16 protein-coding genes are annotated in these 21,575 nt (G+C 65.9%); 3 read left to right on the forward strand and 13 right to left on the reverse strand.

Annotated elements, in window-relative coordinates; genetic code table 11:
* Window positions 1-109 precede the first annotated feature (109 nt).
* Both acuI and ACQR1L_RS06085 read right to left on the reverse strand, forming a co-directional pair.
* Window positions 110-1,096: an acrylyl-CoA reductase (NADPH) gene (gene acuI / locus ACQR1L_RS06080; protein WP_434857025.1), complete on the reverse strand. Its 987-nt coding sequence runs from the start codon at window positions 1,094-1,096 to the stop codon at window positions 110-112.
* 64 nt (window positions 1,097-1,160) lie between these two features.
* Window positions 1,161-2,405, reverse strand: coding sequence for an MFS transporter (locus tag ACQR1L_RS06085; protein WP_434857026.1), 1,245 nt, complete (start codon window positions 2,403-2,405; stop codon window positions 1,161-1,163).
* A 334-nt stretch (window positions 2,406-2,739) separates the two neighbouring features.
* Between ACQR1L_RS06085 and ACQR1L_RS06090 the strand changes: the two genes are divergently transcribed.
* Entirely contained in the window at window positions 2,740-4,338 is a 1,599-nt protein-coding gene (locus tag ACQR1L_RS06090; protein ID WP_434857027.1) for an L-aspartate oxidase, read from the forward strand.
* A 175-nt stretch (window positions 4,339-4,513) separates the two neighbouring features.
* Here the strand turns inward: ACQR1L_RS06090 and ACQR1L_RS06095 are convergent, their stop codons facing one another.
* From ACQR1L_RS06095 to ACQR1L_RS06105, 3 genes are all read right to left on the reverse strand, one after another.
* The gene (locus tag ACQR1L_RS06095) at window positions 4,514-5,992 is read right to left on the reverse strand and encodes a cell wall hydrolase (RefSeq protein ID WP_434857028.1); all 1,479 of its coding nucleotides are present in this window, start codon (window positions 5,990-5,992) and stop codon (window positions 4,514-4,516) included.
* Window positions 5,993-6,578: 586 nt separating this feature from the next.
* The gene (gene ppdK, locus ACQR1L_RS06100) at window positions 6,579-9,539 is read right to left on the reverse strand and encodes a pyruvate, phosphate dikinase (RefSeq protein WP_434857029.1); all 2,961 of its coding nucleotides are present in this window, start codon (window positions 9,537-9,539) and stop codon (window positions 6,579-6,581) included.
* 112 nt (window positions 9,540-9,651) lie between these two features.
* Complete coding sequence (locus ACQR1L_RS06105) at window positions 9,652-9,807, reverse strand: DUF3096 domain-containing protein (protein WP_006613564.1); 156 nt, start codon at window positions 9,805-9,807, stop codon at window positions 9,652-9,654.
* A gap of 242 nt (window positions 9,808-10,049) precedes the next feature.
* On the opposite strand from ACQR1L_RS06105, the gene ACQR1L_RS06110 reads away from it, so the two are divergent.
* Complete coding sequence (locus ACQR1L_RS06110; protein ID WP_434857030.1) at window positions 10,050-10,397, forward strand: DUF1236 domain-containing protein; 348 nt, start codon at window positions 10,050-10,052, stop codon at window positions 10,395-10,397.
* A gap of 402 nt (window positions 10,398-10,799) precedes the next feature.
* On the opposite strand, the gene glyS is transcribed toward ACQR1L_RS06110, so the two are convergent.
* The 6 genes from glyS to ACQR1L_RS06140 form a co-directional block, all read right to left on the reverse strand.
* The gene (gene glyS, locus ACQR1L_RS06115; protein ID WP_434857031.1) at window positions 10,800-13,124 is read right to left on the reverse strand and encodes a glycine--tRNA ligase subunit beta; all 2,325 of its coding nucleotides are present in this window, start codon (window positions 13,122-13,124) and stop codon (window positions 10,800-10,802) included.
* A gap of 345 nt (window positions 13,125-13,469) precedes the next feature.
* Window positions 13,470-14,414, reverse strand: a complete 945-nt coding sequence (locus ACQR1L_RS06120) for a glycine--tRNA ligase subunit alpha (RefSeq protein ID WP_434857248.1) — start codon at window positions 14,412-14,414, stop codon at window positions 13,470-13,472.
* A 126-nt stretch (window positions 14,415-14,540) separates the two neighbouring features.
* Entirely contained in the window at window positions 14,541-14,729 is a 189-nt protein-coding gene (locus tag ACQR1L_RS06125; RefSeq protein ID WP_434857032.1) for a hypothetical protein, read from the reverse strand.
* A gap of 108 nt (window positions 14,730-14,837) precedes the next feature.
* The gene (locus ACQR1L_RS06130; RefSeq protein ID WP_434857033.1) at window positions 14,838-15,749 is read right to left on the reverse strand and encodes a S49 family peptidase; all 912 of its coding nucleotides are present in this window, start codon (window positions 15,747-15,749) and stop codon (window positions 14,838-14,840) included.
* A 242-nt stretch (window positions 15,750-15,991) separates the two neighbouring features.
* Window positions 15,992-16,768, reverse strand: coding sequence for a tRNA1(Val) (adenine(37)-N6)-methyltransferase (locus tag ACQR1L_RS06135; protein ID WP_434857034.1), 777 nt, complete (start codon window positions 16,766-16,768; stop codon window positions 15,992-15,994).
* Entirely contained in the window at window positions 16,761-16,988 is a 228-nt protein-coding gene (locus ACQR1L_RS06140; RefSeq protein ID WP_434857035.1) for a DUF2007 domain-containing protein, read from the reverse strand. Before ACQR1L_RS06140 ends, ACQR1L_RS06135 begins: the two co-directional genes overlap by 8 nt.
* Window positions 16,989-17,090: 102 nt before the next feature.
* On the opposite strand from ACQR1L_RS06140, the gene ACQR1L_RS06145 reads away from it, so the two are divergent.
* On the forward strand, window positions 17,091-18,101 hold the full coding sequence (locus tag ACQR1L_RS06145) for a polyprenyl synthetase family protein (RefSeq protein WP_434857036.1): 1,011 nt from the start codon (window positions 17,091-17,093) through the stop codon (window positions 18,099-18,101).
* 515 nt (window positions 18,102-18,616) lie between these two features.
* Here the strand turns inward: ACQR1L_RS06145 and ACQR1L_RS06150 are convergent.
* Together ACQR1L_RS06150 and ACQR1L_RS06155 are read right to left on the reverse strand one after the other, a co-directional pair.
* Entirely contained in the window at window positions 18,617-19,519 is a 903-nt protein-coding gene (locus tag ACQR1L_RS06150; protein ID WP_434857037.1) for a 4-(cytidine 5'-diphospho)-2-C-methyl-D-erythritol kinase, read from the reverse strand.
* 163 nt (window positions 19,520-19,682) lie between these two features.
* Entirely contained in the window at window positions 19,683-21,479 is a 1,797-nt protein-coding gene (locus ACQR1L_RS06155; protein WP_434857249.1) for a tetratricopeptide repeat protein, read from the reverse strand.
* Between the last annotated feature and the right edge of the window lie 96 nt (window positions 21,480-21,575).

The following is a 21,575-nucleotide window of genomic DNA, read 5'->3' on the forward strand; positions in this document are numbered from 1 at the left end:
AAACTCCCACTTAACCCCACACAGCGGGTAAGGCGGTATCTTTACCCCATGCTTACCATACCAACCATGGCAACAATGGAGCAGCATGGTTTGAAAAGTCTGAACAAGTTCAGGATATCCTTACCACGGTGCGGCCGCGGACCTGGCCTGCAAGGATCTGCGGGCCCAGCGAGGCGACCTCATCCAGGGCAATTTCGCGAGTGAATTCAGACAGTTTCGCCCGGTCCAAGTCGCTGGCGAGGCGCGACCAGGCAGCCTTGCGGGCCGGCAATGGGCACATCACCGAATCGATGCCGAGCAGGCACACCCCGCGCAAAATGAATGGGGCGACCGAAGACGGCAGATCCATGCCGGCGGCCAGGCCGCAGGCTGCGACCGCGCCGCCATACCTGGTCATCGACAGCAGGTTCGCCAGCGTGTTGGAGCCGACGCTGTCGACGCCGCCGGCCCAGCGCTCCTTCGCCAGCGGCTTGGCGGCTCCGGAGAGCTCGTTGCGGTCGATGATCTCGGCCGCGCCGAGCGACCTCAGGTAGTCCGATTCAGTGGAGCGCCCGGTCGAGGCGATCACGTGGTAGCCGAGCTTGGCGAGCACCGCGATCGCCACCGACCCGACACCGCCCGCGGCCCCCGTCACCACCACCGGACCGCTCGCCGGCGTCAGCCCGTGCTTCTCCAGCGCGAGCACCGAGAGCATGGCGGTGAAGCCGGCGGTGCCGATCGCCATCGCGTCGCGGGCCGAGAGACCCTGCGGCAGGGCCACCAGCCAGTCGCCCTTGACCCGGGCCTTCTCGGCATAGGCGCCGAGATGCGTCTCGCCCATGCCCCAGCCGGTACAGATCACGGCGTCACCGGGCTTCCATGCGGGATGGCTGGACTGTTCGACCGTGCCGGCGAAGTCGATACCGGCGATCATCGGGAAACGGCGGACCACCGGCGCCTTGCCGGTCAGCGCCAGCCCGTCCTTGTAGTTCAGGTCGGACCATTCGACCTTCACGGTGACGTCGCCGTCCATCAGCTCGGCTTCGTCGAACTGCGTCAGCGTGGCGGTCGTTCCCTTGTCGGCCTTGTCGATCCGGATCGCCTTGAACGTTCCCACAGCGTCACTCCCTGAGCTCTTGAAGATTCAGGCCATGTTTAGCCGATCGGATCGGACGCGCAACTCAGGTCGCTGCGACTGCGCGCGCCACCGGCTTCTCGACGATCGGCAGGTTGATCAGGGCGGAGAGCACGCCGAACAGGATCGAGAGCCACCAGATCGGCGTGTAGGAGCCGTAGCGCTCGAACACCAGGCCGCCGAGCCAGACGCCGAGGAATCCGCCGACCTGATGGCTGACGAAGGCGAAGCCGTAGAGTGTCGCGAGCCAGCGGGTGCCGAACATGATCGCGACCAGCGACGAGGTCGGCGGCACGGTGGAGAGCCAGGCGAGACCGGAGACGGCGCCGAACGCGATCGCGCTGGCCGGCGTGACCGGAAACGAGATGAAGGCGAGCGTCGCCAGCGCGCGGGTGAAATAAATGAAGGACAGGATGTAGCGCTTCGGCAGCCGGCTCTGCAGCCAGCCGACGCTGAGCGAGCCGATGATGTTGAACAGGCCGATCGCCGCGATCACCCAGCCGCCGACCTGTGCCGACAGGCCGCGATCGACCAGGAAGGCGGGCAGATGCACGGTGATGAAGGCGAGCTGGAAGCCGCAGGTGAAGAAGCCGAGCACCAGCAGCACGTAGGAGCGATGGCCGAACGCCTCCATCAGCGCCGTCGTGAACGACTGCTGCTCGGCCTCCGTCGGCTTGGCCTCGCTGGCCGGCGGCGTCGCCACCGCAAGCGACAGCGGCACGATGAACAGCATCAAGGTCGCGAACACCATCAGCGCGCTCTGCCAGCCGAATTGGTCGATCAGGGCCACGCCGAAGGGCGCGAACAGGAACTGGCCGAGCGAGCCGGCTGCCGTGCCGGCGCCGAGCGCGACGCCGCGCCGCTCCGGCGGCAGCAGCTTGCTGAACGCTGACAGGATGAGATTGAACGAGCAGCCCGACAGGCCGAAGCCGACCATCACGCCGGCGCCGATGTTCAGCGACAGCGGCGACGAGGAATAGCGCATCATCAAGAGGCCGCCGGCATAGAGCAGCGCACCGACGCAGATCACGCGCATGACGCCGAAGCGGTCGGCGATGGCGCCGGCGAGCGGCTGGCCGAGCCCCCACAACAGGTTCTGCACGGCGACCGCGAGCGCGAACACGTCGCGGCCCCAGGCGAATTCCCGGCTCATCGGCTGCACGAAGAAGCCGAGGCTGGAGCGCGGGCCGAAGCTGAGCAGCGCGATGGCGCAGCCGCAGATGATGATGACGAGCGGCGTACGCCAGCTCTGGGTCCGGGCTGATGCGAGATCGCCTGCCTGTATCGACATGAATGTCTCCCCCGAATGCGCCGCGTCATCCGGCTGCTCGCTCCGGATTAATGCATTTGCATTGATCCCCCAAGCTCAAAAGCCGGAACCCAGCCATGAAAAAAATCATGCGGAGCCTCCTCATGAGCGAACGTCATGCGAGGTGAGTTCCAGTGACGGAACTTTGGCTCTTGCAACGCGAGTGTTTGCCGATGATTCATCCCTTGCGCGAACGACCTTCAGAACGGCGGCGTTTTATCGCCAAACACGGCTAAACAGCGAGGGAAGTCTCTGAAGAAGAACTAACAGGTGCGGAGGTACAGATGCGCACGCAATGTGGAATTTGGACTGCCTTATGGACCACGATCGGATCGAGACCTCAGGCCACATCGTGATCATCGGCGCAGGTGTCGCTGGACTGTCCTGCGCGCTGGCATTCGCACCGCAACCGGTCACGCTGATCTCGGCGACATCCCTTGGCGAGGCTTCGTTCGGCGCGACGATGCAGGCCGATATTGCCGCGGCGATTGCGGCCGGCGACAGCCCCGAGGCGCACGCCGCCGACATGATCGCGGCCGGCGGTGGCCTGGTCGACGCGACCGCCGCGCTGGACCTCGCGCGCGAGGCTGCGGAGCGGATCGAGCACCTTGCGCGCCTCGGCGTTGCCTTCGATCGCGATCACAACGGCAGGCTGGCGACCTCTCGCACAGCGGCCCATGGCACGCCGCGAATCCTCAGCGTGCGCGGCGACTTCACCGGACAGGCGATCATCGCCGCCTTGTCGCAAGCCGTTCGCACAACGCCTTCGATCCGGGTGATCGAAGGCCACGTCGTGGACGCGCTGGTCACGGAAGATGGGGTCGTGCGCGGCGTGCAATTGCGCCGCGCGGATGAGAAGACCTCCCCGCCGCTGCTGATCGCTGCGCCGGCGGTCGTGCTGGCCACCGGAGGCATCGGGCATCTGTTCTCCGTGACGACCAATCCGCCGCACGCGAATGGCGCCGGCCTCGCGGCCGCGGCACGGGCCGGCGCCGTGATCGCCGATCCGGAGTTCGTCCAGTTCCACCCGACGGCGATGGCGAGCGGTCACGATCCGGCACCGGTCGTGAGCGAGAGCCTGCGCGGCGCCGGCGCCATCCTGGTCAACCGGCGCGGGCAGCGCTTCATGCTGCCGCGCCATCCGCTGGTCGATCTCGCTCCGCGCGATACGGTCGCGCGCGGCATCATGGCCGAGATCATGGCCGGGCGCGGTGCTTTTCTCGACGCGCGCGACGTGCTCGATGACGATGTCGCCGAGCGCTATCCGATGCTGCACCGGGCATGTGCTGCCGCCGGCCTCGATCCCACCCGGCAGCCGATTCCCGTGGCCCCTGCCGCGCATTTCCACATGGGCGGCATCGCGGTCGATGGCCGCGGGCGCAGCTCGATCGAGGGCCTGTGGGCCGCGGGCGAGGTTGCGGCCACCGCGACCGATGGCGCCAACCACATTGCCGGCAACGCGCTGCTGGCGGCCCTGGTGTTCGCCAGGCGCATCGCGGAGGACATCGCGGGCCGGACCTTCGCGCCTCCCCCCGCGCTGCATGACGCCGCGCTCGTCCAGTCCGGGGACGCGGCGTGCCCGCTGACGGAGAAGGCGCTGCGCGAGATGATGACCGCTCAGGTCGGCGTCCTCCGCGACGAGGAGCGGCTGGCGGAGGCCATCACCCTGATCGCCAAGACGGAGCGGGACAGCGCCGATCCGGGCCTGGGAAACATGGCGACGGCAGCGCTGCTGATCTCCACGGCCGCCTGGAGCCGGCGCGAGAGTCGCGGCGCGCATTGCCGGGTGGACTGTCCGGCGGAGAACCCGAGTTTCGCGCACCGGACGATGACGACGCTGGCCGCCGCACGCGAGATCGCCGACGAGATCGCAGCGCGTCCCTCGGCGCGACTGCCGCGATCGCTCAGCGCTTAGTAGAGACCGACCTCTTCTCGCGGAACGACGGTCGTTCCGAGGCAAGGCCGCAGGCCTTGAACCCGGAACCTCGAGCTTGTCTTGCGCAAGCCAATCTCGAGATTCCGGGTTCGATCGTCCACGCGCGGCACGCGCGGACGATCGAACCCGGAATGACGAAGGTGTTGATAGAGGCTTACCGCCGGGTCCAATTCGGATTGATCTCGGCTTCGCTCTTGGCGGCTTCGGTCAGCTCGGCGGAAATGGCCGCGGTCTGCTGCGGCGTGCCCCAGCTCGGCGCGTCGCTGCCATCGCCCCAGCGCTTCGGCCGGTAGAAGGTGTGGACCCCAAACTTGTACATGCGCTTCATTTCGGCGACCCAGGACGGCCGCACCCAATAGGCATGATAGTGGGTCGACTTGCCCACCTCCGGCAGCCAGATCTCGCCATCGAGCATCGCCTTGGCGATCTTCTTGGCGCGATCCCACATCTCGGGCTCGCGAATCACGTCGGCATTGTTGTCGCAGGCGAAGGTGAACTGGCAGGCGAAGTGGCGGTATTTGTTCTGGTAGACGACGCCGCACACCGTGGTCGGATAGTAGCCGGAGAAGGCGCGGTTCAGCACGACCTGCGCCACCGCGATCTGGCCGCGCACGGCCTCGCCGCGTGATTCGAAATAGACCGCTTCCGCAAGGCACTTCTCGGATTTGAAGCGCGACTTCTCGCTGGTCAGGCCAAGCCGCTCGGCTGGCGTCTTGGCGCGCTGGTTGTCGGCGTTGACCTCGCCCTTCGGCGCGATGCTCTCGCCGCCGTCGCCGGACTTCGTGACATCCTCCGCCGGCTGCGACAGCACCGCCATCGATTTGAGCTCGGGATCCGGCATCACGATCAGTGGTGCCTCGCCGGGCTGCCAGGTTTCGATCATACCGGCGGCGCCGCCGAGCGACGCCGTGCCGAAATACAGGCTGGAGGTTTTGATGTTGAGGCCGTCGGTGCCGGCGGCGGCCTCCGTGGAAGCGGGACCGACCGTGGGCTTGAGCTCGCCCGAGGGCTGGGTCTCCGCCTTCGCGGCGTCGTACTGCACGAGCGGTGGCGCGCGCAGCGCCTCCTGCAATTCGGGATCGAGCGTTGTGTGCTGCGGCGCCTGCGCGGGCGCTTGAGTGGTCTTGGCGCCGAACACCGAGGAATTCGAATCAGGCTGGGTCGACGGCGTCGGTGACGGCTCGGCGGGCATCGGCTCCATGGGAGCGGCAGACTCCGTCGGCTGCTCCGGCGGCGCGGGGGGACGTACGACGAGACGATCGCCCTTCAGCGTGCGGTCGACCTTGGGAAAGTCGGAAGCCTGGTAGCGCGGCGGAACCTGCAGCGCCGGATTGCGCGGCGTCGTGCTGCCGGTGATGTCGAGATCGCGTCGATCGAGGCTGGCAAAGCGGATGCTGACCGCAGGCGGCGCCGACGTGCCGATCGGCAGGCCGAAGCTGTAGGTCGCCACCTGCACCGAGGCCGCGGCAGAATACACACGCTTCTGCCAGCGTTCGGCAACGCCCGGCTGGCGGGCGAGCAGTGACGCGATGTCTTGATATCCGGTCTCTGTCGGCATCAGAGCGAAGACGCAGAGACCGAGTCCGAAGGACGCATAACGCGCGCCCTTCGGACCGGGACGCAGAACTAACATCGATACGCTCAACGCAACGCTACGCTACTCACTCGATCGAACGACAGTGCTTCCGTGACAATTCGATCTGTCATGTTCGTATCGGGTTTAGGTTGCTGAGCGGTTAACCCGCGTTGCAGGATCGAAACATGCAAGCGGCGAGGTTGCAGCGCGCGCTGCGATCGCTGTGCGTGGTAAACAGCGGCGTGACGAGAGTGGTGAAGATTCCGTCAATGAAGGTGGTGGATGAAATCCCAAGCTCGCTTCAATGAAGCGGAACTTTGCGCTCTCTCCTCGTGTCATTCCGGGGCGCGCAAAGCGCGAGCCCGGAATCCATAGCCACGACCGGACATGAGGAGCCGAGGTACTCGTGGCGCTTGTCTTCGACAAACAACCGACTGTGGTTTTGGATTCCGGGCTCATTCGCGCTGCTTCAAAATGGCTCCGCCCTTTTGCGCGCGAATGCCCCGGAATGACGGCGGTGGGGATGAGACTTCCCCCTTCGTTCGCTTGCTAAGCGAGCACAAATCGAGCGCCGTTCATCGCGAACGAAAAAGGCCGGCAACATGTGCCGGCCTTCATCAATTCACGTCAATCACCACAAGCATCACGCCTGGCTGGCGATCTCCTTGCCGAGCGCGGATTGCGCGGCGGCGAGGCGGGCGATCGGCACGCGGTAGGGCGAGCACGAGACGTAGTTCATGCCGACCTTGTGGCAGAACGCGACCGAGGCCGGATCGCCACCATGCTCGCCGCAGATGCCGACCTTGAGCGTGGGCCGCGTGGCGCGGCCGCGCTCGACGCCGATCTTGACCAGTTCGCCGACGCCGTCGCGGTCGATCGAGATGAACGGATCGATCTCGAGGATGCCCTTGGCGACGTAGGCGCCGAGGAAGCTGCCGGCGTCGTCGCGGCTGATGCCGTAGGTCGTCTGGGTGAGGTCGTTGGTGCCGAACGAGAAGAACTCGGCGGCCTCGGCGATCTGGCCGGCCATCAGCGCTGCGCGCGGCAGCTCGATCATGGTGCCGACCTGGTACTCGAGCTCGGCACCGGTCTCGCGGATCACGGCCTGCGCCATCGCGTCGATGCGCGCCTTGACGAGGTCGAACTCGGCCTTGGTCGCGATCAGCGGCACCATGACCTCGAGGCCGACGGATTCGCCGGTGCGCTTCTCGGCCTCGACAGCGGCCTCGAAGATCGCGCGCGCCTGCATTTCGGCGATCTCCGGATAGGCGATCGCCAGACGGCAGCCGCGGAAGCCGAGCATCGGGTTGAACTCGCTGAGCTCGCGGGCGCGGTCGGCGAGCCGGCGCGGATCGGTATTCATCGCGCGCGCGACCTCCTCGACCTCGGCCTGGGTGTGCGGCAGGAACTCGTGCAGCGGCGGATCGAGCAGACGGATCGTGACGGGCAGGCCCTTCATGATCTCGAACAGCTCGACGAAGTCGGCACGCTGCATCGGCAGCAGCTTCGCCAAGGCCGCGCGGCGCTCCTGCTCCTCCTCGGAGAGGATCATCTCGCGCACCGTGCGGATGCGGGTCTCCTCGAAGAACATGTGCTCGGTGCGGCACAGGCCGATGCCCTCGGCGCCGAACTTGATCGCGGTGCGCGCATCCTCCGGCGTGTCGGCATTGACGCGCACGCCGGTCTCGCGCACGGCATCCGCCCAGCCCATCAGCGTGCCGAACTCGCCGGACAGCTCCGGCTCGATCATCGGCATGCGCCCTGCGAGCACCTGGCCGACAGAGCCGTCGATGGTGATGACGTCGCCGGTCTTGAAGGTGCGCGAGCCGATGCTCATCGTGCCGCGGCCATAGTCGACGCGGATGGTGCCGCAGCCGGAGACGCAGGGCTTGCCCATGCCGCGCGCGACGACAGCCGCATGCGAGGTCATGCCGCCGCGCGTGGTCAGGATGCCTTCGGCGGCATGCATGCCGTGGATGTCCTCCGGCGAGGTCTCGATGCGGACCAGGATGACCTTGCGGCCGTCGGCCTGCAGCTTGGTGGCTTCATCCGACGAGAACACGATCTCGCCGGAGGCTGCGCCCGGCGATGCCGGCAGGCCGGTCGCCACCACGTCGCGCTTGGCAGCGGGATCGATGGTCGGATGCAGCAACTGATCCAACGAGGCCGGATCGACGCGCAGCACGGCGTCGTTCTGCGAGATCAGGCCCTCATTGGCGAGTTCGACGGCGATGCGCAGCGCCGCCTTGGCGGTGCGCTTGCCGCTGCGGGTCTGCAGCATCCACAGCTTGCCGCGCTCGACCGTGAACTCCATGTCCTGCATGTCGCGGTAGTGCTTCTCGAGCAGCGTGTAGATCCGCGTCAGCTCCTTGAAGGCCTCGGGCATCGCGACTTCCATCGAGGCCTTGTCGGAGCCGGACTCGATGCGCGCGTCCTCGGTGATGTCCTGCGGGGTGCGGATGCCGGCGACAACGTCCTCGCCCTGCGCATTGATCAGGAACTCGCCGTACAGCTTGCTCTCGCCGGTCGAGGGATTGCGGGTGAAGGCGACGCCGGTCGCCGAGGTGTCGCCCATGTTGCCGAACACCATGGCCTGGACGTTGACGGCGGTGCCCCAGGATTCCGGAATGTCGTGCAGCTTGCGATAGGTCACCGCGCGGGCGTTCATCCAGGATGAGAACACCGCCCCAATGGCACCCCACAGCTGGTCATGCGGGTCCTGCGGGAAATCCTTGCCGGTCTCGATGGCGACGGCATCCTTGTACTTGCCGACCAGCATTTCCCAGTCTTCCGACGAGAGGTCGGTGTCGAGCTGATAGCCCTGGCTGTCCTTGAAGCTGTCGAGGATGTCCTCGAAATGATGGTGCTCGAAGCCGAGCACGACATCGGAGTACATCGTGATGAAGCGGCGATAGCTGTCGAAGGCGAAGCGGCGGTCTCCGGACAGCTGTGCCAGCGCTTCGACCGTCTGGTCGTTGAGGCCGAGATTGAGCACGGTGTCCATCATGCCCGGCATCGAGGCGCGGGCGCCCGAGCGCACCGAGACCAGGAGCGGATTCTCGGGATCACCGAACGTCTTGCCGGTCAATTTGCCGATGTAGTCGAGCGCCTTGTCGACCTGCGACTGCAGCTCCTTCGGATAGGTCTTGTCGTTGGCGTAGAAGTAGGTGCAGACCGAGGTCGGGATGGTGAAGCCCGGAGGCACGGGCAGGCCGAGATTGGCCATCTCGGCGAGGTTCGCGCCCTTGCCGCCGAGCAGATCGCGCAAGCCCGCTTTGCCCTCGGCCTTGCCGTCGCCGAAGGTATAAACCCACTTGTTCGGCTTGATCGCGGTGACCGTGCTCTTTGCTGCGGGCTTCGCGGTCTTGGCCGCAGCCTTCGCAACCGGCTTGGCGGCAACCTTGGCCGGCTTCTTCGGAGCGGTTTTCACTGGCGCTTTCGGCGCCGTCTTCGCAGCAGACTTGGCAGGCGCCTTGGCCGGGGCTTTGGCAGCCGTCTTCAGCGCCTTGCGCGGTGGAGCGAGCGGAGCGGCCTTGGCCTTACCCTGCTTGGAAGGCTTTGATTTCGCTGCGACTTTTTTAGACTTCGCTACCGCTTTGGCCATGAGATGCTTCGATCCGCAAATGGGAGGAGAAATCGCGCGCCTTACACCACTTTGGGCGCTGCGGCGCAAGCACAGAGGTTCCCGACCTTGGGCTGAGGTGCCCCTCGGAAAACTAGAAGTGGAGCCACTTCAGTAGCCCCATGCCGATGAGGCCGTTCAGAATAAGAAAGATCGCGACGATGAAGTTCAGCAGCCGCGGCATGATCAGGATGAGGACTCCGGCGATGACGGACATGATCGGCGAGATATGGGCAACGGTCAGGTGCATCCGCGAACTCTGAATGGATTGAAAGAGGAGGTTGGGCGATTCGATCGGGCGGGACCTTATCCCGGCTGATCGTGGCGGAATAGGAGACGCGCGGCGCGGGTTCCGGTTCCCAACAGCGAGGAACTGCCGCGAAAATGCCCAGTGTTCCCGTGGGAACGATGGCTGAAGGGCAGCATTGGGGAGCAGGTACCCGGCGCGTGCCGGTCTCTCACTTGGCGGATCAACAGCAAGGAGTCCCGCTCATGCGAACCCACATCACCCTTGCCGCTCTCGTGGCTGCCGTCGTGATCCCGGCGGCCGCGCAGGCGCAGTCCACCACCGTCGGACGCGGCGTCGTCGTCGAGGAGGACGCGCCTCTCATCACCGTGGAGCGGCGTCCGGAATTCCGCGAATACGTCGTGCGCGAGCGTGTTCCCAACTATGTGATCCCTGATCGCGTCGTTGTGGGGACCGTTCTGCCGGAGTCGGGTGTTACATATTACGACGTTCCGCAGCGCTTCGGTGCGACACCTTATCGCTACACGGTGGTGAACGGCGAAACTGTTCTGGTCGAGCCGCGATCGCGGCGGATCATTCAGGTGGTTGAGTAGTTATAGAGACGCATTTGGTCGCCAACGCCCCCGCAAGCGGCCAGATGTAAAGGCCCTGCCCGGTTCCCCCCGCCGGGCGGGGCTTACTTTTTTGGCGCTGCCATAGCTTAGCTCGTCATCGCGAGCGCAGCGAAGCGATCCAGGGGCCACACTGACAGTCTGCCTCCACGGCCCCTGGATTGCTTCGGCGCAAGAGCGCCTCGCAATGACGCGTGTGGCAGGCCTTGTCACCGTCACCACAGCTGTCATCGCCCGGCTCGACCCGGCGATCTCGTACGCCGAGACGACTGTGTGTCCACCGAAAAGCCGCGGCGTACTGGATGCCCGCCTGCGCGGGCATGACAGCGGAGGATGTCGCTCCCTCTTCCGTCATCGCGAGCGCAGCGAAGCGATCCAGGCTGCTCAGCCCTCGATCTTCGAAAAATCCGCCACCGCACGCGTGGCGCTGCGGATCTCGTTCAAGAGCTTCAGCCGGTTCTCGCGGATCGCGGCGTCGTCGTCATTGACCTTCACCTTGTCGAAGAACGCATCGACCGCCGGACGCAACTTGGCCATTGCGCGCATCGCCGCGGCAAAATCCTCCTTGGCAACCGCAGCGCCGGCTTCCGCAGCCACTTCGCCGATCGCCTTGGCCAGCGCCTTCTCCTCGTCGAGCTTGTACAGCGCCGCATCCGGTGCGCCGTCGAACTTGCGCTTGTCCTTCTTCTCCTCGATGGCGAGGATGTTGGAGGCGCGCTTGGTGCCGGCGAGCAGGTTCTTGCCGTCATCGCTGTCGAGGAATTTGCCGAGCGCCTCGACGCGGCGGACGACCATCAGGAGATCATCCTGGCCGCCGAGCGCGAACACGGCGTCCACGAGGTCGTGGCGGGCGCCTTGCTCGCGCAGCTGCACCTTGAGGCGGTCGGCGAAGAATGAGAGCAGATCGGCCGCGACTTGATTTGCGGCAGGCACGGTCCGAACGACACTTTCCTCATCAACACCGGATGCCATCCTGCGAGAATGTTGGGTTTGGCGATCTTGACCGGTTCGATCCTTCGAAACGTACGCAGGCTGCGATAGGTCGAAAGCAACATTTTCGCCGAAATCCCTCTTCGGCGAGAATGCCACCGTAACGGAAGCGTAGTTGGACGAATTCTTATCCTTTAGAAAAACGGTCAAATCGTCCTTTTGCAGTAGAAGTAAGTGAAGGAGATAAGACTTGGCGATCAAAGGCGCTAAAGCGCATCGGTTTTGGAGCTCCAAGATCAACCTGATCACACCCAGCGCCGCACGGCGTAGCGCGTACGGGTCCTTCGAGCCCGTCGGCTTCTCGTCGATGGCCCAGAACCCGACCAGCGTATCGAGCTTGTCGGCCAGCGCCACGGCCACCGCAACCTTGTCGGTCGGCACGCGATCGCCCGGCCCCTGCGGTTTGTAGTGCTCCTCACAGGCCGCGGCAACCGACGCGTCCTCGCCTTGGGCGAGCGCGTAGTACCTGCCCATCAGGCCCTGCACTTCCGGAAACTCACCGACGACCTCGGTCAGCAGATCGGCCTTGGCGAGCTTCGCCGCGCGCGCGGTCTTCGCGGCATCGGCGCCGACCAGCGGCGCGATCTCTGCGGCGAGCTTCTCGATCCGAGCAATACGAGCGGCCTGCGTGCCGAGCTTCTCGTGGAACACGATCTGCTCGAACTTCGGCAGCCGGTCCTCGAGCTTCGTCTTCAGGTCGGTCTCGTAGAAGAACTTCGCATCCGACAGCCGGGCGCGGATGACGCGCTCGTTGCCGGCGATGATGGTCTTGCCGCCGTCGGTCGCCTCGATGTTGGCGGTGAGAATGAATTTTGGCGCGAGCCCGCCAGTCTTGGGGTCGCGCACCACGAAGCATTTCTGATTGTTGCGGATGGTGGCGCGGATCACTTCGCCCGGAACCTTCAGGTAGTCCGGATCGAACGAGCCCATCAGCACGACAGGCCATTCGACGAGGCCCGAGACCTCGTCCAGCAACACCTGGTCCTCGACCAGCTCATAGCCTTGCGCGAACGCCAGCTGCTTGGCGTCGGTGACGATGGTGTCCTTGCGGCGCTGCGGGTCGAGCACGACCTTGGCGTCGAGCAGTTTGGCCTCGTAGTCCTCGAAGCGGCGCACAGTGAACGCTGATGGCGCCAGGAAGCGGTGGCCATAGGTGGTCTGCCCGGCCTCGATGCCGTCGACGGCAAAGCTGACGACATCGGGCTCCTCGGTCTCCAGCCCGAAGGTCGCGGTGATCGCGTGCAGCGGCCGCACCCAGTTCAGCGCGCCCGGCTTTTCCGAGCGCTTGCCCCAGCGCATCGACTTCGGCCACGGGAAGGTGCGCACGATCACCGGCAGCATCTCGGCGAGCACGTCGAGCGTGGCGCGGCCGGGCTTCTCGATCAGCGCGACGTAGAAATCGCCCTTCTTCGGATCGCGCTGGATCGTCGCCTCGTCGAGCGAGGACAGGCCGGTGGCTTTCAGAAACCCCTGGATCGCCGCATCGGGACCGCCGACGCGCGGGCCCTTGCGCTCCTCTTTCAGGTCCGCCTGTCGCGCGGGAATGCCGTGCACCGTCAGCGCCAGCCGCCGCGGCGTCGCGAATGCCTTGGCGCCCTCATAGACGAGGCCCTCGGCGACCAGCTTGTCGGTCACCATGCGGCGCAGATCGTCGGCCGCCTTGGCCTGCATCCGCGCGGGGATTTCTTCGGAGAACAGTTCGAGGAGAAGATCGGGCATTAGTTGAACTCGTTGGTCGGGCTGGCGCTGCTGCGCTCCCCTCCCCCACGCCGCAATCGCCCAGCGATTGTCGGCAGCGGGGAGGGTTCGGGGGTGGGGGTCGGCGCCCGCTGAAGGTGGTGATGAGCGTCGTCAGGACTGACGAGGACTTTGTTGTGGGCGATCGAGCGCGCGGCTTGATGCAAAGGCGTGTGGCGCCCCATCAGGCATATCGCCCGGAGACCCCCACCCCCGACCCCTCCCCGCAAGGGGGAGGGGGGCAGAGGCACCGCGTGTGTTGCGACGTTCGACGGCACGAAAGATCTCGATTCATATCAAAATGAGGACGACTTCAGCGGCGCGCGCTCAGCCAGCTGTCGCAGCCCCCGCCCCGCCCGCTTCCGTGTGCAGCCAGGCTTCGCCGCAGGCTTTCGCCAGCTCGCGGACGCGCAGGATGTAGCTTTGGCGCTCGGTGACGGAGATGACGCCGCGGGCATCGAGCAGGTTGAAGACGTGGCTGGCCTTGATGCACTGGTCGTAGGCCGGCAGCGCCATCAGGTGCTCCTTGCGGCCCTCGCGCCAGCCGGCGTCGAGATACTTCCGGCAGGCGCCCTCGGCCATCTTGAACTGCTCGAACAGCATGTCGGTGTCGGCATGCTCGAAATTGTGCCGCGAATATTCGCGCTCGGCCTGCAGGAAGACGTCGCCATAGGTGACCTTCTGATCACCGTCACGGCCGTTGAAGTTGAGGTCATAGACGCGGTCGACGCCCTGGACGTACATCGCCAGGCGCTCGAGGCCGTAGGTCAGCTCGCCGGCAACGGGCGCGCATTCGAAGCCCGCGACCTGCTGGAAATAGGTGAACTGCGACACCTCCATGCCGTCACACCAGCACTCCCAGCCGAGGCCCCAGGCGCCCAAGGTCGGGCTCTCCCAATCGTCCTCGACGAAGCGGATGTCGTGCACGGCGGCATCGATGCCGATCGCGGCGAGCGACTTCAGGTACAAGTCCTGAAGGTTCGGCGGCGACGGCTTCATGATCACCTGGAACTGGTAGTAGTGCTGCATCCGGTTCGGATTCTCGCCGTAGCGGCCGTCCTTCGGCCGCCGCGACGGCTGCACATAGGCCGCGTTCCACGGCTTCGGCCCGAGCGCGCGCAGGGTCGTCGCGGGATGGAAGGTGCCGGCGCCCATCTCCATGTCGTAGGGCTGCAGGATCACGCAGCCCTGCTCGGCCCAGAACCGTTGCAGGGCCAGGATGAAGCCCTGGAACGAACGTTCGGGGCGCATGTGCGGAGGCAGCTCGTCCATCGTCGGCATCGGTCTTTCGCGCAGGTCTGAAAAGCGCGCGGACCGTATCGGCGAGGGCATCAGGAATCAAGGCAATAGGCCGATGACGGCGGCCTCGTCAGCCGCCGATTCGAGGCGCGGACGAGGTCAGACCGGCCGGTAGGCGCCGGTGACGGGATCGCGGCGCAGGGTCTTGATCTCCGCCGGAGCGGCCTCGGCGACGCGCGACAGCCGCGCCTCTTCGAGCTCGTGATTGATCTTCTGCGCGGTCCTGTAGGCCCAGCGAACCACGGCAAGCCCGCCCAGCATTCCCGCGAAAGCAACGAACGGCGGCATTGGTCGATCCTTGTTCATGAGGAGTGCCACCCCCGACTCATATTGTCGCTCATCCGTGTTCCCCTCGCAATCCGGATTGCGAGGGGCGAAATGACGCGAAGCCGGGCTCTAGAACCCGAAACGGGCCCAGATTGCGCGGGTTTCGGCGGCGGAGATCAGCTCCTCGGCCAGCCCCGCCCAGCCGCCTCCGAGCGCAACGCTACCGGCGCCACCCGGGGAGCGGCGGCCGAGCAGGCCCGACAGCAGGCCCGCGGCCGGCGCCACCACGGGCATGCCGACCTTGTCGCCGAAGCGCGCCCGCAGCACCGAGCGCAGATCGCCGATGGCATCCGCCAGCCCGAGCGACACGGCGGTATCGCCCGCCCAATATTCGCCGGTGAACAGCACGTCATCGGCGCCCTTGAGTTTCGTGGTGCGGCTCTCCTTCACCAGCGAGATGAACAGCGCGTGGATCTCGCGCTGGATCTTCTTGAGCCGCGCCACATCGTCGGGGTTTTCCGGCAGGAACGGATCGAGCATCGCCTTGTGCTCGCCGGCCGTATAGAGCCTGCGCTCGATGCCGATCTTCTTGATCAGGTCCTGCAGCCCGAACGAGCCGCCGACCACGCCGATCGAGCCCAGGATGGACGAGGGATCACAGAAGATCTCATCGCCTGCGCAGGCGATCATGTAGCCGCCGGACGCCGCGACGTCCTCGACGAACACCAGCACCGGCAGCTTCTTCTCGGCCGCGAGCTGGCGGATGCGCAAATAGATCTGGCGCGACTGCACCGGTGAGCCGCCGGGCGAGTTGATCACCAGCGCCACCGCCTTGGCGTTGCGCATCGAGAACGCACGCTCCAGCATCTTGGCGACGCCGGCAAGCGTCAGCCCGGGACGCAACGGCGTCACTGCGCCGATCACACCGGACAGGCGGACCACGGGCACGACCGGCGCACCGCGCAGCCTGGCCGGGAGCAGCGCCTTCAACCGATCGAGCGGCCCCTCTGCAGCGGCAGGTTGTGTCAAATTGTCCACCATCCAGTTACCTCGAATTTACCATTTTTTATCGCCCCACTGCCATTCAATGGGCTGGAACGCGCCTTGCTATGCCCTGGGCAATGGCACGGCGAGCGAAGTTGCAGAGTGCGGCGGAGGAATCCATGAAGGTCTACCTGTTGATGCTGCTGATCGGTACTCTCTTGACTGCGATCCGTTTCACGGCGGTAACCGAACGCCAGTCCGAGGCGCAGACGCAGTAACGCGCGACCCCGATCGCACGTTCAGGGAGCCGGCCAAGGCCAGCTCAAGGCCAGCTCCCCCTTCCCTTCCAACACCCGTCTCGCGTCCTCATTCGGCACACCTGCTGCCTCATTCAGCACCACGCTTGCGAGAATTTGCGTCGGCGCCCGGCCTCCCTTAACGGCCCGGACCAGGATACGGATTGCCGGCTTTCCGGCTTGGCCATGCACCGGCTGCAGCACCAGGCTGCCGAAGCCCCGCGCCAGCGCCGCCAGCACCTCTGACAGCCCATCCGCCCGCCAGATCAGCGTCAGCGCTCCTCCCGACTTCAGCATCCGCCGCGCCGCATGCGTCCAGGTCTCCAACGTCGTCCCGGTCGCCATATGCGCCGTCGCGCGCGCCTGATCCGGCGAGGCGCGATGCCGGACAGCATCGTGGAATGGCGGATTCATCAGCACGACGTCGACGCTGTCAGGTCCGAGCCCGGCCGCCGCAAACGCCGCCGCGTCAGCGGCGACGTCCAGCACGGCCACGTCCGCCTGCAGATCGTTGGCATGCGCATTGTCGCGCGCGAGGCCGGCAAGATCCGGCGCGCGCTCGACCAGGGTCAACGCAAGCCCGCCGACGCGCCGCGCCAAAGCAAGCCCCGCGGCCCCTACGCCAGCACCGAGATCGACCACGCGATCACCCGGACGGGCGGCCGTGGCGGCGGCCAGCAGGATCGCATCGTGGCCGGCGCGATGGCCGCGCGTGGGTTGGCGCAGGCGCAATTGCCCGCCGAGAAAGGCGTCCTCGGTGAGGTCGGCGGCGTCACTCATCCGGACGCAATTCATGCGCGAGCCCGGCCTCGGTCAGCAGCCGCCGCGCCTGCAGATTGTCGTCCTCGTGCACCAGGATTCGCCGCGGCAGGATGCCAAGTGAGCCCTCAATGATGCTCATGTTCTGGTCGAGCACGAGATGATGGATGTCGGCGCCGTCCAGCAGCGCCCCGACTGCCGAAACCAGCACGATGTCATTGGTCCGAACCAATTCCTTCAATCGTTATGTCTCCGTGCAGGTCAAGGTTCCGTGTCCCGCCCTTGCCGCCTGCGGCCGCAGTTTCTATTGTCGATCCCTAGGATAGCAAAATTGGAGACCAGCGTGGCGGTTATCGTACCTTTCGAAAGTCCATCGGGCGCTTCGATCGATGGGCTGGTCGGTCTGGTCGCGGCCGACATGGAACGAGTGAACGCCACGATCATCTCGCGGACCGGCTCAGACGTCACGATGATTCCGGAGGTCGCCAATCATCTGATCTCCTCGGGCGGCAAGCGGCTGCGGCCGATGCTGACGCTGGCGATGGCGCATCTCACCGAGTATGGCGGCGACGGCCACGTCAAGCTCGCCGCGGCCGTCGAGTTCATGCACACCGCGACGCTGCTGCATGACGACGTGGTTGACGAAAGCGAAATGCGCCGCGGCAAATTGTCCGCGCGCATGCTGTGGGGCAACGAGGCCAGCGTGCTGGTCGGCGACTTCCTGCTCGGACAGGCGTTCCGCATGATGGTCGAGGTCGGCTCGCTGCGCGCGCTCGACATTCTCTCGGCCGCGGCCGCCACCATCGCCGAGGGCGAGGTGATGCAGCTCGCCGCCGCCAAGAACACGGCGACCACCGAGGACGAATATCTCGCCGTGATCCGCGGCAAGACCGCCGAGCTGTTCGCCGCCGCCTGCGAGGTCGGCCCGGTGCTCGCTGATCGTCCCAAGGCCGAGCAGACCGCGTCGCGTTCGTTCGGCATGAATCTCGGCATCGCCTTCCAGCTCGTCGACGACGTGCTCGATTACGGCGGCAAGGCCGCCAAGCTTGGCAAGAATGTCGGCGACGATTTCCGCGAGGGCAAGATCACCCTGCCCGTCGTGCTCGCCTTCCGCCGCGGCAGCGACAGCGAGCGCGCGTTCTGGATCAAGTCGCTGGAGCGCGGCGAGATCAACGATCATGATCTCGACCACGCCATCGGCCTGATGAACAAGCATCGCGCGCTGGAAGACACGATCAGCCGCGCGCATCATTATGGTGCGATGGCGGTGGATGCGCTGGCGCTGTTCCCGGCGTCACCGATGAAGACGGCGCTGGAGCAGGTCGTGGCGTTCTGTCTGGCGCGGTCGCATTAGTTCGCGGGGGTGCGTCTCCACCCTATGGTGTCATGCCCGCGCAAGCGGGCATCCAGTACACCGCGGCTTCTCGTGGACTCACGATCGTCTCGTAGTACCGGATAGCCCGGTCAAGCCGGGCGATAGCAGCGGTGGTGAGGCGACCAAACCTGCCACACGCGTCATTGCGAGGCGCTCTTGCGCCGAAGCAATCCAGGGCCGTGGAAGAGACTGTCCGTGTCGCCCCTGGATCGCTTCGCTTTGCTCGCGATGACGGCTGTGGTTTGAGCTCCGCTGTCATGCCCGCGCAGGCGGGGCATCCAGTACGCCGTGGCTTATCGGTGGACTCACAATCGTCTCGGCGTACTTGATCGCCTGGTCGAGGCCGGGCGATGGCAGCGGTGGTCAGGCGATCAAGCCTCCTACACGCGTCATTGCGAGGCGCTCTTGCGCCGAAGCAATCTAGGGGCCGTGGAAGAGACTGTCCGTGTCGCCCCTGCATCGCTTCGCTTTCGCTCGCGATGACGGCGGAGCAGCTAACTCAGCGTGCCCGCGTGCACCCACCACTCCGGATGCGCGGCGGCGATCGCAGCACCCGCCACCTTCGCATCCACCTCGCTGCCATAGATCGCGAAGCACGTCGCGCCCGAGCCCGACATCCGTGCCAGCAACACGCCCGTGCTCGCACGCAATGCCTCAAGCACGGTGCCGATGACCGGCTCCACCTTCAGTGCCGGCGGCTCGAGATCGTTCTTCACCTGATCAAGCGCGGCGACCCAATCGCCGATTGACGCGCCAGCCTTGGGCCAGGCCGGTGCCGCAAGCACATCAGTCACGCCGACCAAGAGATCACCCGGCTTCAACCCGAGCGCCTGGAACACGTCCTTGGTCGCGACCGGCACGCGCGGATTGATCATCACACAGGGAAGAACCGGCAGCGCGAGCGGCTGAAGATTCTCGCCGACGCCAGTCATGGTGCAGGCGCGCGAGGGCACGCAGACCGGCACATCGGCGCCGGTCTTCAGCGCCACCGCCTGCAGGCGCGGATCATCCAGCGCCAAGCCGTTCAGCGTCGCCAGCAGCCGCAGTGCCGCGGCCGCATCGGCCGAGCCGCCGCCGATGCCGGCCGCCACCGGCAGCACCTTCTCCAGGGTGAACGCGCCGAGCTTCAGGCCCGGCACGGCCTCCGCCAACAGCCGCGCCGCCTTGAGCACGAGGTTGTCCGACGTGTCGCCGCAGGCGTCCGCCAGCGGCCCGGTCGTGGTCAGCGTCAGCCCCTCGCCCGGCAGCAAGGTGAGCTGATCGGCGCAGTCGGCAAACGCGACCACGCTTTCGAGATCATGATAGCCGTCGACGCGGCGGCCGACGACGCGCAGCGTGAGATTGACCTTGGCGCGGCCCTGCTCCTGCAGCGCGCCGGTGACCGTGGACGCCAACATCGGCGCTTTGCCCCCAACATCTTCCGTGGCGCAGGCCGGGATCGCACTCGGCCCGCAGCCGAAGCGAACGTGGCCGTCACCACCACACCTTCATCAAAATCAATCCGGGCTCCCCGGCAAGCCGAGGAGCCCGTGATGGCTCTCACATCGTGATCGGTAGGACCTAACCGCCCTTGCCGTCGTCCTTCTTGGCGTCGGCCGGCGTGTCCTTGGTATCGTTGCTGGCCGCCGCCGGCGCCGGATCATCGGCCAGGCCGTTCTGGATCTTGGCCTCGATCTTCGGCAGCTCTTCCGGCTCCGGCTTCAGGTCGCGAGCGTGCGCCCACTGAAACTTGGCTTCCAGCTTACGGCCGATCTTCCAATAGGCGTCGCCGAGATGGTCGTTGATAGTCGGATCCTCGGGCTTCAGATCGATCGCGCGCTCGAGGTTCTTCACCGCCTCTTCGTAATTGCCGATGCGGAAATAGGCCCAGCCGAGCGAGTCGACGATGTAGCCGTCGTCGGGGCGCTGCTCGACGGCGCGCTTGATCATCTTCATGCCTTCGTCGAGATTGACGCCCTGGTCGATCCAGGAATAGCCGAGATAGTTCAGCACGTGCGGCTGGTCGGGCTGCAGCTCGAGCGCCTTGCGCATGTCGGCTTCGGCCTTCGGCCACTGCTTCGAGCGCTCCAGGCAGATGCCGCGATAGTAATAATAGACGCTGTTGGCCTTGTCGTTGTTGGCGGGCAGCGAATCGACGCCGAGCGAATAGGTCTTAGCGCAGTCGGCGAACTTCTTGCGGCCGCGCTCGATGTTGCCGAGCGCCATGATGGCTTCGAGGTCCTTCGGGTCCTGCGCGATCACGTCCTTGAGGATCTTGATCGCCTCGTCGCTGCGGTCGGCGGCGTCGAGATCGGTCGCGAGCTGGATCTGCGCGTTGCGCTTCAGCGGCGAGCTCGCCGGCACGCGCTCATAGACCTTGATCGCCATCTGCGGCTTCTTCACCGTCTCGTAGAGATCGGCGAGCGACAGCAGCGCCAGCGGATGATTCGGCTGCAGGTGCAGTGCGAGCTGCAGATAGACCAGCGCGAGATCCTCGCCGCCGCGGCGGCTCAGGGTGGCGCCGATGCCGTACAGCGCCTCTGCGGCGCCAGCCTGCGGCGAATCAACCAGTGGCGGGATCTTCTTGCCAGCCTTGGCGTCGCGCAGGCCTTCCTGCACCAGCGGGTGACGCGCGAGCTTCTTGTCGAAGGCCTCATAGATCGCGGTGGCGGAGGCCGCGTCCTTGTTGCGCGACAGCCAGTGCGCATAGGCCTCGGTGATGCGCAGCATCGAATCGTCGAGCTTGTAGGCGCGCTCGAAGCGGGCGCCCGCTTCCTTCTCCTTGCCGGCGAGCTCGAGGATCATGCCGGCATGGAGGTCCTTGAACAGCGGGTACCAATCCGGACCGGTGAGCTTGTCGATGTTGGCGACGGCGCCCTTGGCGTCGCCGGCGCCGGCCGTGGCCCAGGCCGACAGCAGGGTGGCGACGAGATCGGTGATCGGCCCGCGCACCGACTGATTGATGTTGTTCTGCGCGGCCGCGTATTTCTTCTGCTTGATGTCCTGCACGCCCATTACGAGACGCGCGATGCGGTTCGACTTGTCGACCGCGAGCACACGCTCCGCGAGCTTCACGGCCTCGTCAATGTCGCCGTCGGCGACCGAGGAGATGAAGGCGCGATCGAGCAGCTCGTTGTTCTTCGGATCGGTGCGCAGCGCCGAACGGTAGAACGCCGCCGCCGAGGCCGCGTCGCGCTCGACGCTGGCGTGGCGGGCGGCGAGATAGCTGCCCGAGGTGGTGAGCGACTTCAGATCGACGCTGGTCGGAAACTTCGCGGTGTTATCGGCCGGGTGATCCGGCGTCTGTGCCAGAACGGTACCGGGAAGCAGCAAGGCGGCAACGGCAATTGCGGTCCAGCGATTGCGAATGGATAACATCACGGTGCGCTCTGGTTGTTGGAAATGACGGATCGGCACGGACGAGACCCCGATCGGCAGCTCTTCAGCGCGCCGACAATGCCGCGTTTGGCGGCC

This window comes from Bradyrhizobium sp. HKCCYLR20261 (assembly GCF_051168435.1).
Lineage (GTDB): Bacteria > Pseudomonadota > Alphaproteobacteria > Rhizobiales > Xanthobacteraceae > Bradyrhizobium.

Excerpts from the sequence above, each read along its gene's own strand:
- ACQR1L_RS06085 (WP_434857026.1), bottom strand. The coding sequence starts at position 2,405 with ATGTCGATACAGGCAGGCGATCTCGCATCAGCCCGGACCCAGAGCTGG.
- ACQR1L_RS06090 (WP_434857027.1), top strand. The coding sequence starts at position 2,740 with ATGGACCACGATCGGATCGAGACCTCAGGCCACATCGTGATCATCGGC.
- ACQR1L_RS06095 (WP_434857028.1), bottom strand. The coding sequence starts at position 5,992 with ATGTTAGTTCTGCGTCCCGGTCCGAAGGGCGCGCGTTATGCGTCCTTC.
- ppdK (WP_434857029.1), bottom strand. The coding sequence starts at position 9,539 with ATGGCCAAAGCGGTAGCGAAGTCTAAAAAAGTCGCAGCGAAATCAAAG.
- ACQR1L_RS06105 (WP_006613564.1), bottom strand. The coding sequence starts at position 9,807 with ATGCACCTGACCGTTGCCCATATCTCGCCGATCATGTCCGTCATCGCC.
- ACQR1L_RS06110 (WP_434857030.1), top strand. The coding sequence starts at position 10,050 with ATGCGAACCCACATCACCCTTGCCGCTCTCGTGGCTGCCGTCGTGATC.
- glyS (WP_434857031.1), bottom strand. The coding sequence starts at position 13,124 with ATGCCCGATCTTCTCCTCGAACTGTTCTCCGAAGAAATCCCCGCGCGG.
- ACQR1L_RS06120 (WP_434857248.1), bottom strand. The coding sequence starts at position 14,414 with ATGGACGAGCTGCCTCCGCACATGCGCCCCGAACGTTCGTTCCAGGGC.
- ACQR1L_RS06125 (WP_434857032.1), bottom strand. The coding sequence starts at position 14,729 with ATGCCGCCGTTCGTTGCTTTCGCGGGAATGCTGGGCGGGCTTGCCGTG.
- ACQR1L_RS06130 (WP_434857033.1), bottom strand. The coding sequence starts at position 15,749 with ATGGTGGACAATTTGACACAACCTGCCGCTGCAGAGGGGCCGCTCGAT.
- ACQR1L_RS06135 (WP_434857034.1), bottom strand. The coding sequence starts at position 16,768 with ATGAGTGACGCCGCCGACCTCACCGAGGACGCCTTTCTCGGCGGGCAA.
- ACQR1L_RS06150 (WP_434857037.1), bottom strand. The coding sequence starts at position 19,519 with ATGTTGGCGTCCACGGTCACCGGCGCGCTGCAGGAGCAGGGCCGCGCC.
- ACQR1L_RS06155 (WP_434857249.1), bottom strand. The coding sequence starts at position 21,479 with ATGTTATCCATTCGCAATCGCTGGACCGCAATTGCCGTTGCCGCCTTG.